Genomic DNA, 13757 nt, shown 5'->3' with positions numbered 1-13757 from the left:
ACCTACCCCTTGTCCCGCGCCAGCAGACAGAATTGCGCAGCGTCGAGGGACAATGCCCCTTCCCCGTCGACGCTGCCCAACTCCTCCCCGATTATGTGCCATTTTCCGTCCGGCAGAGTGACCTCAGCCGGGTCCGAGCCCAGGTTGAAGGCGCAGAAAACCTGCTCGGTCGGCGCGTCGCGCAGAAAAGTCAGAACAGGACCGATTTGGGTCATCTGCATCTGCTCCCCGGACATCAGTGCCGGATGCGCATGCCGCAGCGCAATTGCGCGACGATAGTGGCGCAGCATCGAGTTCGGGTCCTGTTCCAGCCTGTCTACCGCGCGCTCGGCTTGCAGCGGGCTGACGGGCAGCCAAGGACGACCGGCGCTAAATCCCGATTGCTCGTCCTGCGCGGCCCAGACCATCGGCGTGCGGCATCCGTCGCGGCCTTTGAATTCTGGCCAGAACTCGATGCCGTAGGGATCTTGCAGGTCTTCGAATGCCACATCGGCCTCGGGCAGGCCCAGTTCCTCACCCTGATACAGGCAGGCAGAGCCGCGAAGGCACATCATCAGCACCGCGTGCTGTCGAACGGCCTCGTCGCTTAATCCCCAACGTGTCGCGTGTCGCTGAACGTCGTGGTTCGAGAAGGCCCAGCAAGGCCACGCATCACCGGCCTTGTCCTCTAACTGATCGAAAACCTGTTTGGCGTAAGACGCAGTCAATGCGCGTTTTTCCAGAAACTCGAAGGCGTAGCACGTGTGCATCCGTTTATCGCCGGTGGTGTATTCGCCCATGATCTCAAGCCCGCGCTGCGCGTCGCCGACCTCACCCAGACAAGCGCGGCCTTCATATTCGTCGGTCAACGCACGCAACCGTTCGAGGAAGGCGATATTCTCAGGCTGGCTTTTGGAGAAAAGGTGATCTTGATGGTTATAGGGGTTCACCATCGGCGCAATCGAGGCGTTGCGCTGATCCATCGGCAGGCCGGGGTTGTCGCGCAGCTGCTTGTCGTGGAAGTAGAAGTTGATCGTATCCAGCCGGAACCCATCGACACCCAAATCCAGCCAGAACCGGGCCACATCCAGCAAGGCGTCCTGAACCGCCGGGCAATGGAAATTCAAGTCGGGCTGCGAAGTCAGGAAGTTGTGCAGATAATACTGCAACCGCCGCGAGTCCCACTGCCAGGCCGAGCCTCCGAAGATTGACAACCAGTTGTTTGGCGGCGTTCCGTCCGGTTTCGGGTCCGCCCAGACATACCAATCGGACTTTTCGTTTTCGCGGTTGGACCTGCTCTCACTGAACCACGGGTGCTGATCCGAGGTGTGCGACAATACAAGGTCAATCATCACTTTCAGCTCAAGCCCATGCGCCCGATCCAGAAGCTCTTTGAAATCAGCCATCGTTCCGAACATCGGATCGACATCGCGGTAATCGCTGACATCATAACCGAAATCCTTCATCGGAGATTTGAAGAACGGTGATATCCAGATCGCATCGACCCCAAGCGAGGCGATATAGCCCAGACGCTGAGTAATCCCTTTCAGGTCGCCAATTCCGTCGCCGTTGCTGTCCTGAAAGCTGCGGGGATAGATCTGATAGATCACACCGCCGCGCCACCAATCGGACGCTGCTTGGGTTACCTTGGTTGTGTTCACAGTGTTCTGCACGTTCATCAGAAGCCTCTATTTGACGGATCCGGCCAGCAAGCCCCGGACCAGATATTTTTGCATTGCGAAGAAAACGATCAGCGGTACGGCGATCGACACGAACGCCGCCGTGGCCAGAATTTCCCAGTTGCCGCCCCGCGTGCCCAGCAACTCGACAATTTGGTTGGTCATGACGGTGGTCTGACCCGACGCGTCGATCAAAAAGACCTTGGCGACCAGCAGATCATTCCAAGTCCACAGGAACTGGAAGATCGCGAAAGAGGCCAGCGCCGGGAAACTCAGCGGAAGGATCAGTTTGGTGAAGATCTGGAACTCGGTCGCTCCGTCGACCCGCGCGTTTTCGATAAGGTCTCGGGGAAGGCCAGCCATGTAGTTGCGCAGCAGGTAGATTGCCAGCGGCATCCCGAACCCGGTATGGGCCATCCAAACCCCAAGATATCCTTTCCCGATCCCGATATTGAGGTGGAATTTCAAGAGTGGGATCAGCGCCAGTTGCAACGGCACCACCAACAATCCAACTACGGCAGCAATCAGCAGGGCACGGCCGGGGAAATCCATCCACGCCAACGCATAGGCCGCAAAGGCGGCCACCAAGATCGGAATGATTGTCGCCGGGATGGTCACAGTCAAAGTATTGAAGAACGCCCGCCCCATGCTGTCAGAGGAATCTTCGGCCAACAAAACCTTGTGGTAATTGGCCAACGTGAACTCGGGCGGCAATTCTGCGGTCACGAACACACGGGCACCTCGGCTGCCGGTGAATTCTTCCGAATTCTCCATCCTGTAGTTGCCTTGCGCGTCCACGGTGATCGTACCACCCCGACGCAGCTCAGCAGTGTCACCCGGATCAAACGCATCCACAGCCCGAGAGCTGACACCCCATTGAGAGATCGTAGCCGTCGTGCCCGAGTCGAACAGATTACCCTCGATCACGTAAATCCCGTTTTCCAGCACCTGTGTGTCCGGCGCGGCGGACCGCAAAGTCAGGTTCTGTTCAGACGGGAAGAGAGATTTCCACCAGCCGCTTGTGGCAATCTGATCCGCCGTGCGAAAAGACGAGATCAACAGCCCAAGTGTTGGCACCACCCAAAGCACGACCAGAAATATGACCGAGGCATGGACGACCCAGCGCAGCGCCGGTTTGGTTCCTGCAATATCGCTCATGGCCTCACTCCATCTCTTTGCGCGCGTTGCGCACGTTCCAGATAAGGATCGGAGTGACCAGCAGCATGATCACCATGGCCGAGGCCGACCCCACACCCCAGTCATTGGCGCGGAACAGCTTGTCATACATGTAGTTGGCCAGAACCTGTGTCTCCCACTGGCCGTTGGTCATGGCAAAGACGATGTCAAAGACCTTGAGCACGGTGATGGTGATCGTGGTCCATACGACCAGGATTGTGGTCTTGATCTGCGGCACCTTGATACGGAAGAAAATCTGGAACGGGTTGGCGCCGTCCAGAATGGCGGCCTCGACGGTTTCTTCGGGGATGCCACGCAAGGCCGCGGACAGGATCACCATGGCAAAACCGGTTTGTATCCAGATCAGGACGACCATCAGGAAGAAACTGTTCCAGAACGGGATAGTCAGCCAAGTTTGCGGCTCGGTCCAGCCAAAGAAAATGTAAAGCGCGTTCAGCATCCCGATCTGATCCTGTTCGGCCGGGCGAGTGTCATAGACCAGCTTCCAGATCACCGATGCACCCACAAAAGAAATCGCCATCGGCATGAAGATCAGCGACTTGGCGATATTGCCCCAACGAATGCGGTCGGTCAGTTGCGCAACCAAAAGACCCAAAGCGGTGGACATCGCCGGCACGATGATCAACCAGAACATGTTGTTGCGCATGGCTTCCCAGAATTTGGGCTCATTCGCCATCTGGATGTAGTTTTCCAGGCCCACCCATTCATAGCCCCCACCGGGTACCCGATCCGTAAGGGACAAGCGCAGCGTTTCGACCACCGGATAGGCCAGATACAGGCCCAACGCCGCCAACGCCGGGAACAGGAACAGCCACGGGCGGATCATGTTGGCGCGGTTGATATTGCGTCCTGCATTCGGGCCGCGCGCCGGGAACAGCACTTTGTCCAGAAATTGGTTGGAGAGGTAGAAATAGCCCACACACCCTGACACGCCGATGGCGATGGTCAGCAGGCCCTGTAATGCCGGATGCATGCCGCGTCTCCCTTGCGACGGTGGCAGGCAACCCGAACTGGCGGGTTGCCCGATCAGGAACGCTTAGTCCAGCGCGTCCCAGGAGGATTGGATTTCGTTGGCAACCTCTTCCGCCGAGGCCCCGCCAGCATAGTCGACCATGCCGGTCCAGAACGTCCCTGCGCCAACACCGCCGGGCATTAGGTCAGACCCGTCAAACCGGAAAGTGGTCGCACCCAGAAGGATGTCGTTCATCTTCTTCAACGTCGGGTCCGAGAACAGCGAGGTATCAACACCCTTATGCGGTGTCAGGAACCCGGTTAGCTGCATCCAGGTCTCGTGCGCTTCGGGGGTCTGCAGATACTCGATCAAAGCATGAGCGCCTGGGCTGTCATTGGTGATCGCCCAAAGCGTGCCCGCACCCAGAACCGGGCTGCCCAAGTTCTTGCTTTCATAGGCCGGGAAGTAGAAGAAGTCCGCGTCCTCACCCACGACCGTGCCTTCCGGGAAGAAAGCCGGAATGAACGATGCCTGACGGTGCAGATAGCATTGCGGCGGAGAGCTGAACATGCCTTTGGGACTGTCGCGGAAATCGGTTGTGGCTACGGCCCCTGCCCCACCAGCGACATAGTCGTCATTGCGGGCGAAGGCTCCGAATTCTTCGATGGCCGCGATGACCTTTGGGTCATTGAACTTCATCTCATTTGCGACCCAGGCGTCATAATCCGCGGGCGATTGTGTGCGCAGCATCATGTCCTCGACCCAGTCGGTCGCGGGCCAGCCGGTCGCTCCGCCAGACCCCAGACCGATGCACCAAGGCGTCTCGCCGTCCGCCACGATCTGGTCCGTCAAAGCTTTGAGTTCTTCCATCGTGGTCGGCACTTCGTACCCGGCGTCTTCGAAGTTCTCGGGAACATACCAGACCAGCGATTTTACATCGACCTTGTAGAAAAATCCGTAAAGATTGTCTGCGCCGTCCGGACCTGCGTAAGTCCCCAGATCGACCCAGGATTGACCCGCAGCGTAATTGTCGCGAATCCAATCGGATGTGCCATCTGCCAAAGGCGTCAGAAAGCCGGATTTGGCCATATCCGCCGCCAGACCGGGCTGCGGGAACACCGCAACGTTAGGGGCAGATCCTGCTTCCGCATCGATGCGGATCTGCTGTTCGAAACTATCCGAGCCGACATAGGCGTACTCATGCCCGGTCGCGGCAGCAAAGCCGTCCAGCACCTTTTCGACATTTTCCTGATCCGGCCCCAACCAGGGGCCAAACACCGTGACCTTGTCGGCATGCGCCGCGCCCGCCATCAGGGCGAACGTTGCCGCGCCTGCGTAAAGCGAGTGTTTCATGAATTCTCCTCCCAACTCTGTCGCGCCCGTGAGACTCAATTTTCAAAGCGCTTTGAATGACGGGTTTTATCCGCTAACATTCAAGTTCTGTCAATATTGGGTTTGAAATTCGCCAAAAAATTAATAAAACACACGGTATGTAGAAACAAGTTGACCCAATAGGAAAACCCATTCACAACAGTTTTGCCACCAATTTGAAGGCGCTTTGAAACTAAATGAACCTAAAGCAGCTCTCAGAAATCCTTGGTCTTTCGCAGACAACGGTCAGTCGCGCGCTGAACGGATACCCCGAGGTGAACGAAGCCACGCGAGAGCGGGTTCAGGCTGCGGCGACCGAACACGGCTACCGTCCGAACAGCCGCGCCAAAGGGCTGGCCACGGGGCGTTCTATGGTGATCGGGCATGTGATTCCCAGCTCAGCGCAACATGAAATGGTGAACCCGATCTTTGGGGATTTTGTAGCGGGGGCCGCTCGGACCTATGGCGCGCATGGCTATGACATGATGTTCACCAATGCCGACGATACCTCGATCGAACGCACCTATCGGGACTTGTTCCAACGCGGCGCTGTCGACGGGGTCGTTCTGCAAGGCCCCAAGGTCAACGAACACCGGATCGAGGTTTTGACCCGCATGGCGGTTCCGTTCATCGTCCATGGCCGCTCGACCGGGATCGAGGTGCCGTATGACTGGGTCGATGTGAACAACAAAAGCTCATTCCTGAGGGCGACCCGATTTCTGATTGATCTGGGGCATAGACGTATCGCGCTGATCAATGGGTTAGAGGATATGGATTTCGCCCAACGTCGCCGCGAAGGATATCTGCAGGCTCTGCAAGAAGCCGATCTGACGCCCGAACCCGCCCTGATGCGCAGCGCCGAGATGACCGAGGTTTACGGCCATCACGAAGCCCGCGACATGCTGCAACTGGATAACCCCCCGACGGCCATATTGGTCTCGTCAATGATTTCTGCCATTGGGGTGCGGCGCGCCTTGAATGAGGCTGGGCTGAAAATGGGTCGCGATGTATCGGTCATCGCGCATGATGACGACCTTTCCTATCTCAAGAATGGACAGGACGTACCGATCTTTACTGCAACGCGATCCTCGGTCAGGCAGGCTGGGGAGATCGCCGCCGAAATGCTGATTGACCGGATCAAAACACCGGACGACCCGGTTAAAACTAGATTGCTGGAGGCCGAACTGGTAGTTGGCGGCTCGACCGGCCCCGCTCCTGACAGGTTCTGAACATGAAATATACCCGTGCTGATTTCCCCAAAGATTTCCTCTTTGGTGTCGCAACCTCTGCCTATCAGATCGAAGGCCACGCGCAGGGTGGCGCAGGTCAGACCCATTGGGACACGTTTGCGAACACGCCCGGCAACGTGGTGCGCGGCGAAAACGGAGACCTCGCCTGCGATCACCTCAACCGTTTCGATCAGGACTTTGATCTGGTGCGCGAAGCGGGGTTTGATTGCTATCGCTTTTCAACCAGTTGGGCACGGGTTTTGCCAGAAGGACGCGGTCAGGTTAACGAAGCCGGGTTGGACTATTACGACCGGCTGACCGATGCGCTACTGGAACGCGGTATTCGCCCCTGTGCGACGCTCTATCATTGGGAACTGCCCTCGCAGCTGGCGGATCTGGGCGGGTGGCGCAACCGGGATATTGCCGGATGGTTCGCCGATTTCACCGAGGTCATCATGGGCCGCATCGGCGACCGGATGTTCAGTGTTGCCCCCATCAATGAGCCCTGGTGCGTCAGCTGGCTGAGCCATTTCGACGGCCACCACGCCCCCGGCCTGCGTGACATCCGCGCGACGGCCCGCGCGATGCATCATGTTCTGCTGGCGCATGGCCGTGCGATCGAGGCGATGCGCGGTCTGGGCATGTCCAATCTGGGCGCGGTGTTCAATCTGGAATGGGCCGAACCCGCCGATGACAGCGCCGAGGCGCGCAAGGCCGCTGACCTCTATGACGGTATCTACAACCGGTTCTTTTTGGGCGGCGTGTTCAACAGAGCCTATCCTCAAAATGTTCTGGACGGGCTGGAACCCTATCTGCCAACCGGCTGGCAGGATGATTTCGACACGATCGGCGCGCCGGTCGACTGGTGCGGACTGAACTACTACACCCGCAAACTGGTCGCGCCCGCCGACACCGCCTGGCCCGGCCTGCAAGAGGTTCCCGGCCCCCTGCCCAAAACGCAAATGGGGTGGGAGATTGAACCTTCCGCCCTGACACGTTTCCTGACCCGGGCCGCGCGGGAATATACCGGCGATCTGCCGATCTATGTGACCGAAAATGGCATGGCCAGCTCTGAGCGCCAGCAAGATAAGGACCGGATCGACTACCTCAACCAGCATTGGGCCGCTGTGAAAGACGCGTTGGATCAGGATGTGCCCGTCAAAGGCTATTTTGTCTGGTCGCTTCTGGACAATTACGAATGGGCCTTGGGCTACGAAAAACGCTTTGGTCTGGTTGATGTGGATTTCGACACAATGGAGCGGACGCCCAAAGCGTCCTTTGAGGCGGTGAAAACTGCCCTCGCCGGTGCACAAGTCTCCGTCCCCCTGGCACAACCCGCCGGAGCCATGCATGAACACTGGAATCTGGTGGCTGATATCGGCGGGACCAACACCCGTTTGGGCGTTATCTCAAACGGAAAGCTCACCGATCTGCGCAAATATCCGACGGGTCAACTGCCGCAACTGCTTGAGGCGTTTCACAGCCTGCGCGACGAGATTGGCACCGACCCCCGCGCGGTTGTCGCCGCCGGGGCGGGCCCGGTGCGGGATGGTACGATCCGCCTGACCAACGCGCAGCTTGATTTGTCCGAGGATGACATCGGACGCGCGACTGGCGCGCAACATACTTTTGTGATCAATGATTTCACCGCAGCGGCGTGGTCTGTGGCCGAAATCGGTGCCGGTGACGTCGAGGTCTTGCAGGGTGCGGAAACCCCACCGGTCGGCACCCGCTTGGTCGTTGGGCCGGGCACCGGCCTAGGGGTGGGGTCGTTGCTCTATTCCGAGGGACACTATCATACAGTATCCGGCGAAGGCGGCCATGTGGGCCTATCCCCGCGCCACGCTGACGAGGTCGAAGTGTTTCGCGCCGCCCGCGAGGTCGCGCCCGAGTGTTTCTTTGACGACTCGCTAACCCTTGAAGCCGAGATGTTCCTGAGCGGCACCGGCCTGCCCATCCTCTACCAAGCCATCCAACTCGCAGCCGGTCAAACCAGTGCGGAAACCCGGCCTGCAAAGGATATCCTGCAAGACGCGCTGGCCCAAACCAACCCTCATGCGGTACGCGCGGCCCATATGTTCACCACTCATCTGGGGGCCGTCATGGGCGATATGGCTGTGACCATGATGCCAGCGGGCGGCGTTTTTCTGGTGGGCGGCGTGGCCGAAAAGAACCGTTGGCTGTTCAAGGACGCCTTCCGCGACGCTTTCAACGCCGGGGGGCGGTTCAGTGAGCTACGCCGGTCGATGAACCTCTATGTCTCGGAACAGGATGAATTTGGCATTGTTGGCGCTAACAATTTCTGCAAAAGTGCCCTCGCGCGTCGGATGGCCTGACGCGGCCAAACTGGAAAGGTCCCGGCATGATCCTGTGCTGCGGTGAAGCGCTGATCGACATGATCCCCACCCCAATCACCGACGGGGCACAGGGCTTTGTCCCCCATTCAGGCGGAGCGATCTTCAATACCGCCATCGCGTTGGGTCGTTTGGGCGCATCGGTCGGAATGCTCACTGGTTTGTCCCGCGATATGTTCGGCGATCAGCTTGTCGACGCCCTAACCAACAGCCACGTAGATCAGACGCATGTCATTCGCTCGGATCGTCCAACGACTTTGGCATTCGTACAGTTGAAAAACGGCCACGCGACCTACTCGTTTAACGACGAAAACACAGCGGGCCGAATGCTGATGCCCAAAGACATGCCGCCGCAGTTGGCCGGTGTTACGGCCCTTTATTTTGGCGGGATAAGTCTTGCTTGCGAACCCTGCGCTGATGCCTACGCTTCAGTTCTGGAGCGGCATGGTTCTGACCGCGCCGTTATGCTGGACCCTAATATCAGGCCGGGCTTCATCAAGGATGAGTCACGGTATCGAACGCGGTTGAACCGGATGATATCGCAGTCGGATATTGTAAAAGTATCGGACGAGGATCTTGATTGGATTCTTCCCGGACAAAAAGGTACCGCTGACAAAGCCCGGCGATTGCTACAAGACGGACCTACCGCCTTGATTGTAACGAAAGGCAGCGATGGGGCTTCGGGCTATTTGGCAGACGGAACAGAAATATCGACACCCTCCAACCCGGTAGAAGTTGTCGATACGGTCGGCGCTGGCGACACGTTCAATGCGGGCGTTCTTGCAGAGTTGCAGAAATCCGGTCACTTGACCAAGTCAGCCGTACGCCATCTCACAACTGATACGCTAGGCGCGGCCCTCATCAAAGGGGCACAGGTTGCTGCGATCACCGTATCACGCGCCGGAGCAAACCCACCATGGGCGCATGAGCTTTGAGCTGAAGAGGCACAGATGAAACGATCTGAAATTAATTCCATCAAATCCGAAGCAGAGGCATTCATTCACTCTTTCGGGGCTGTATTGCCTCCGTTCGCCACGTGGTCGCCTGACCGTATGCGCAGCGATGATGCGCAAGGGATTCGAGACCGTAGTTTGGGCTGGGATATCACCGATTACGGGCAAGGCCGGTTTGATGAGCTGGGATTATTCCTTTTCACCTTGCGCAACGGCGACGTGACCGATCTGAATAAAGGCCGGGGGATGCTCTATGCCGAAAAGCTGTTGGTGTCTCGCGACAAACAGCTTTCGCCGATGCATCGCCACATCATCAAGGCCGAAGACATCATCAACCGCGGCGGCGGCGATCTTGTGATGGAGATTTATGCGTCGGACCCGGATGGCGGTATTGACCGTGACAACCCTGTCGTCGTCCCCAGCGACAGTTGTCCTGTAACCATCAAACCCGGAGAGCTATTGCGCCTGCAACCGGGAGAAAGCGTTACGCTAATGCCCGGGATATGGCACGCCTTCTGGGCGGAAAAGGGCGACTGCTTGATCGGCGAGGTCTCCACAGTTAACGACGACCGCACGGACAATGTATTCGAAGACCCTATCCCGCGTTTTGCAACGATCGAAGAAGATGTTGCGCCTGACTTCTTGCTGGTATCGGACTACTAGCCACATAAGTCCGTTTTACTAAACGGAAAAACTCGGTATCATTCTCAGGCGCACTGCAAAGCTGTGATAGTATGTCAGCGGTGAAAGGGCCCGAGGATGGTAACAAAAGCCGAGTTGGAAGCAGAAGTTGCGGAGCTCCGTCGACAACTGGAAGATAGGTCCCAGACTGAAAACCCTGCCAAAAGCGAAAGCGTAACCGAACAGATTTCGGACACACTGGATCAATGGACCTCGCAGATTGACGAGGTGCTGACGGAATTTGAGGATATCCCTCATAAGAAATCGATTATGTTTGCCATCGGAATCTTCGCGGTTGGCTACCTGATGGGCCGTTCCCGGTAGGAGACCACGCATGAGCCGCATTTCCCGAAATATTTCGATCATCCTGCGCGCCGAACGCCTGATTGCGCAACGGCAGGTTGCTGTCGCAGCGAAACGAACCGGCATCTACGCCGCGGCAGGATTTGCCATCGGTCTGGCTGTAGTGATGCTGAACATAGCCGGTTTCTTCTGGCTTTCGGCGACGCTGACCAAACCTGTGGCTGCTCTTATTCTGGCCGGGCTCAATCTGGTACTCGCCGTCTTGCTGGCATTGATCGCGAACTCGATGACTGCGTCGACGGATACAACCGCAGCCGTCGAGCTGCGCGATATGGCCCTGCAAGACATTGAGGTTGAAATAAAAGAAAACCTAACCGAAGCGCGAAATGTTGTCTCGGGCGTCCGGCGCGATCCAATAGGCGCGCTGACGCCAGAAATCGTCAGTGCGCTGTTGGGTTCCACGCTCAAGTACGCGCGGAACCGCAAAACGAAAGCAGATTGATTACATCATCGCTGCAGCGGCCCGCGCGATCACCATCTCTTCATTCGTTGGGATCGACAGAATTCGGACTCGGCTGAAATCGGTCGACAGAACTGTACCGCCATCTGCATTGCGTGCGTGGTCCATATCAATTCCGATCCACCGCATCCCATCACATACCATTTGCCGAATTGGGGCTGAGTTTTCGCCAACACCACCGGTAAAGACCAGTGCATCAATCCCCTCCAGCGCGGCCGACAACGCGCCCAACTCCCGACGGATGCGGAACACGTAATAGTCAATGGATTTGTGCGCATCGGGCGTATCCGCGGCCAACAGAGTCCGCATGTCCGAAGAAATACCTGAAAGACCCAAAAGTCCTGACTTGCGATATAGGACTTCGGCGATTTCATCGGCAGACAGGCCATCTTGCTGCATCATGTAAAGCACAACACCGGGGTCCAGTTGCCCGCTGCGCGTCCCCATAGGCAAACCATCCAACGCCGAGAACCCCATAGTCGATGCAATGGCACGCCCTCCGGACACCGCGCACATCGAAGCACCGTTGCCCAAATGCGCGATAACCACCCGGCCATCGTAAAGACCCGGTGCGATCTCTTTCAGCTTTTGTGTAATGTAGTCATAGCTAAGTCCGTGAAAGCCGTACCGACGCACACCTTTGTCATAATAGCTTTGCGGCAGCGCGAAGGTGTCATTGACCCACGGGTGCGTACGATGGAAGGCGGTATCGAAACAAGCGACCTGCGTCGTGTTGGGGAAAGCCGCGCTGGCGGCACGAATGCCCGCAAGGCTGTATGGTTGGTGCAGCGGCGCAAAGGGGATAAAGCTGCTGAGAGTATCAATAACAGCGTCGTCGATGCGAACAGGCTCGGAATATACGGTGCCCCCATGCACCACGCGATGCCCGATCGCACGGACATGAATGTCAGGCAGATATTCCTGCGCCAGTTCCAGAAACGCGTGGATTGCTTCGTCATGGCTTTTAGTATTGGTCAAAGGCCGGTCTATCGAACGCCCACCAGCGGATTGCGCCAGCAGACGCGGCGCGTCGCCCAAGCGTTCAATCTGTCCGCGCCACCGCATACTGGGGCGATTGTCATCCACCAGTTCATACAGCGCAAACTTGAGCGAAGAGGAGCCGGCGTTCAACGCCAGAACATGGTTAGCCATGGATTTTGCCTTTGGTTGCATTGGCGTGCAGCGCTGCCACTGCACAAGATGCCAGGCGCGACTCGTCGTCGTCTGACCGGGACGTCAGGATAATGGGCGCTGCCGCCCCTAGAACAATGCCGGCGGCCTCGGCATGAGAGATAAAAGTAAGCTGTTTCGCCACCATATTTCCGGCCTCGATATTCGGAGCGACCAGAATATCCGCAGCGCCGCCGACCTCGGACGTAATACCTTTGGTCCGTGCCGCGTTCAGGTCAACCGCGTTGTCCATCGCCAGAGGGCCGTCGACCAGACCACCTGTGATCTGACCCCGTTCGGCCATCTTGGACAGCAGCGCCGCGTCTACTGATGAGGGCATATGAGGATTTATCGTTTCAACCGCCGACAACACCCCAACTTTCGGGGTTTCGATCCCAATCGAGTGCGCCAGATGAATTGCGTTCTGGACGATATCCGCCTTGGTCTCGAGGTCAGGCGCGATATTGACTGCGGCATCCGTTACCATGATCGGCCGCGACATGCCCGGTACGTCCATTACGAATACATGCGACAGTCGCCGCCCGGTCCGCAGCCCCTTTTCCCGACGCAGAACCGCGTGCAACAGCTCGTCTGTATGCAGATACCCCTTCATCAAGGTTTCCGCCTTTCCTTCGACCACCAGGTCTACTGCCTTATGCGCAGCTAACCCATGGCTGGCGGCTTCAACGATCTCGATACCTGTCAAATCGGCACCCAGTTCGGCTGCAGCGGCTTCGATCTTGCCTCGGTTCCCCACAAGTATGGGCGTGATGATGTTGTTAGCATGGCCCAGCAAGGCACCGCCAAGCGAATTGGCATCCTCGGGGGCGACAACCGCTGTTGGCATCGGATCAAGCGGGCGCGCCTTTTCCAACAGCGCGTCGAAATGGCGATGGCGCTGAACAACTAGACCCGGAACTTCGACCGAATCGAACTCCATGTGTTGGGCGGGTGGCGTTACCTGAACACTTCCGCTGAGGACCAGAATATTGTCCCCAACGCGGTGCACTTCGGTTGTGCAGATCAGATCGCCGTCTTCCAGCTTTTCCGCGACAGTAACAAAGGCCGTCAGCTCATCCCCTGCCAAGACCGGAACATGAAAGCTCAGATCTGCACGTCGGGTCTGCGTCCCTGCGCCCGGCAGAATATTTCCCAACACCGCCGCCACCAGGCCCGCAGGCCACAACGCAGGTGCGACCGCTTCGGGCCGACCGTCGCCATCGCCATCATAAGCCGCCAGATGCAACGGATTATGATCACCTGATGCCGAGGCAAACGCGTACAGGTCGTCGACTGTACACAGTCGGGTCAATTGCGCCTCATCGCCAACTTCCAGTTGCGAAAACGTTCGATTTTCGAGGATTTTCAT

At 57.7% G+C, this 13757-nt stretch carries 12 protein-coding genes and 1 pseudogene; 7 read left to right on the top strand and 6 right to left on the bottom strand.

What is annotated here, in order from left to right; translation table 11 throughout:
- Positions 1-2: 2 nt before the first annotated feature.
- The 4 genes from ABWV79_RS11330 to ABWV79_RS11315 form a co-directional block, all read right to left on the bottom strand.
- The gene (locus tag ABWV79_RS11330) at positions 3-1658 is read right to left on the bottom strand and encodes an alpha-glucosidase (RefSeq protein WP_353392015.1); all 1656 of its coding nucleotides are present in this window, start codon (positions 1656-1658) and stop codon (positions 3-5) included.
- 9 nt (positions 1659-1667) lie between these two features.
- On the bottom strand, positions 1668-2816 hold the full coding sequence (locus ABWV79_RS11325) for a carbohydrate ABC transporter permease (RefSeq protein ID WP_353392013.1): 1149 nt from the start codon (positions 2814-2816) through the stop codon (positions 1668-1670).
- 4 nt (positions 2817-2820) lie between these two features.
- Complete coding sequence (locus ABWV79_RS11320) at positions 2821-3828, bottom strand: carbohydrate ABC transporter permease (protein WP_353392011.1); 1008 nt, start codon at positions 3826-3828, stop codon at positions 2821-2823.
- Between the two features lie 63 nt (positions 3829-3891).
- On the bottom strand, positions 3892-5160 hold the full coding sequence (locus ABWV79_RS11315; RefSeq protein WP_353392009.1) for an ABC transporter substrate-binding protein: 1269 nt from the start codon (positions 5158-5160) through the stop codon (positions 3892-3894).
- 215 nt (positions 5161-5375) lie between these two features.
- On the opposite strand from ABWV79_RS11315, the gene ABWV79_RS11310 reads away from it, so the two are divergent.
- The 7 genes and pseudogenes from ABWV79_RS11310 (at position 5376) to ABWV79_RS11280 (ending at position 11200) form a co-directional block, all read left to right on the top strand.
- Positions 5376-6407, top strand: a complete 1032-nt coding sequence (locus tag ABWV79_RS11310) for a LacI family DNA-binding transcriptional regulator (protein ID WP_353392007.1) — start codon at positions 5376-5378, stop codon at positions 6405-6407.
- 2 nt (positions 6408-6409) lie between these two features.
- A pseudogene (locus ABWV79_RS11305) lies at positions 6410-7711 on the top strand (GH1 family beta-glucosidase); the annotation flags it as partial.
- A 42-nt stretch (positions 7712-7753) separates the two neighbouring features.
- Positions 7754-8743 carry a glucokinase gene (locus ABWV79_RS11300; RefSeq protein ID WP_353392386.1) on the top strand — a complete coding sequence of 330 codons (990 nt, stop codon included), beginning with the start codon at positions 7754-7756 and terminating at the stop codon, positions 8741-8743.
- 26 nt (positions 8744-8769) lie between these two features.
- Positions 8770-9696 carry a carbohydrate kinase family protein gene (locus tag ABWV79_RS11295; protein ID WP_353392005.1) on the top strand — a complete coding sequence of 309 codons (927 nt, stop codon included), beginning with the start codon at positions 8770-8772 and terminating at the stop codon, positions 9694-9696.
- Between the two features lie 15 nt (positions 9697-9711).
- Positions 9712-10377, top strand: a complete 666-nt coding sequence (locus ABWV79_RS11290) for a D-lyxose/D-mannose family sugar isomerase (RefSeq protein WP_209196269.1) — start codon at positions 9712-9714, stop codon at positions 10375-10377.
- Positions 10378-10473: 96 nt separating this feature from the next.
- Positions 10474-10719, top strand: a complete 246-nt coding sequence (locus tag ABWV79_RS11285; protein ID WP_170355134.1) for a hypothetical protein — start codon at positions 10474-10476, stop codon at positions 10717-10719.
- A gap of 10 nt (positions 10720-10729) precedes the next feature.
- A complete protein-coding gene (locus tag ABWV79_RS11280) occupies positions 10730-11200 on the top strand; it encodes a phage holin family protein (protein WP_353392001.1) in 471 nt (156 codons plus the stop codon).
- Here the strand turns inward: ABWV79_RS11280 and ABWV79_RS11275 are convergent, their stop codons facing one another.
- Together ABWV79_RS11275 and ABWV79_RS11270 are read right to left on the bottom strand one after the other, a co-directional pair.
- Positions 11201-12370 (bottom strand): acetate/propionate family kinase, encoded by a 1170-nt coding sequence (locus ABWV79_RS11275; RefSeq protein WP_353391999.1) that lies wholly within the window; start codon positions 12368-12370, stop codon positions 11201-11203. It lies immediately after the preceding gene.
- Positions 12363-13757, bottom strand: a complete 1395-nt coding sequence (locus tag ABWV79_RS11270; RefSeq protein WP_353391998.1) for a bifunctional enoyl-CoA hydratase/phosphate acetyltransferase — start codon at positions 13755-13757, stop codon at positions 12363-12365. The genes ABWV79_RS11275 and ABWV79_RS11270 overlap by 8 nt, the downstream gene beginning before the upstream one ends.

It is taken from the genome of Ruegeria sp. HU-ET01832 (assembly GCF_040371315.1).
Taxonomy (GTDB): Bacteria; Pseudomonadota; Alphaproteobacteria; order Rhodobacterales; family Rhodobacteraceae; genus Ruegeria; species Ruegeria lacuscaerulensis_A.
The sequence above is the reverse complement of the archived record's forward strand: the minus strand, read 5'-3'. Positions and strand labels throughout refer to the sequence as shown.

What these genes read in the sequence shown, in the direction of transcription:
- ABWV79_RS11300 (WP_353392386.1), top strand. Translation starts at nt 7,754, where the DNA reads ATGCATGAACACTGGAATCTGGTGGCTGATATCGGCGGGACCAACACC.
- ABWV79_RS11310 (WP_353392007.1), top strand. Translation starts at nt 5,376, where the DNA reads ATGAACCTAAAGCAGCTCTCAGAAATCCTTGGTCTTTCGCAGACAACG.
- ABWV79_RS11290 (WP_209196269.1), top strand. Translation starts at nt 9,712, where the DNA reads ATGAAACGATCTGAAATTAATTCCATCAAATCCGAAGCAGAGGCATTC.
- ABWV79_RS11275 (WP_353391999.1), bottom strand. Translation starts at nt 12,370, where the DNA reads ATGGCTAACCATGTTCTGGCGTTGAACGCCGGCTCCTCTTCGCTCAAG.
- ABWV79_RS11280 (WP_353392001.1), top strand. Translation starts at nt 10,730, where the DNA reads ATGAGCCGCATTTCCCGAAATATTTCGATCATCCTGCGCGCCGAACGC.
- ABWV79_RS11270 (WP_353391998.1), bottom strand. Translation starts at nt 13,757, where the DNA reads ATGAAAATCCTCGAAAATCGAACGTTTTCGCAACTGGAAGTTGGCGAT.
- ABWV79_RS11330 (WP_353392015.1), bottom strand. Translation starts at nt 1,658, where the DNA reads ATGAACGTGCAGAACACTGTGAACACAACCAAGGTAACCCAAGCAGCG.
- ABWV79_RS11320 (WP_353392011.1), bottom strand. Translation starts at nt 3,828, where the DNA reads ATGCATCCGGCATTACAGGGCCTGCTGACCATCGCCATCGGCGTGTCA.
- ABWV79_RS11285 (WP_170355134.1), top strand. Translation starts at nt 10,474, where the DNA reads ATGGTAACAAAAGCCGAGTTGGAAGCAGAAGTTGCGGAGCTCCGTCGA.
- ABWV79_RS11325 (WP_353392013.1), bottom strand. Translation starts at nt 2,816, where the DNA reads ATGAGCGATATTGCAGGAACCAAACCGGCGCTGCGCTGGGTCGTCCAT.
- ABWV79_RS11315 (WP_353392009.1), bottom strand. Translation starts at nt 5,160, where the DNA reads ATGAAACACTCGCTTTACGCAGGCGCGGCAACGTTCGCCCTGATGGCG.
- ABWV79_RS11295 (WP_353392005.1), top strand. Translation starts at nt 8,770, where the DNA reads ATGATCCTGTGCTGCGGTGAAGCGCTGATCGACATGATCCCCACCCCA.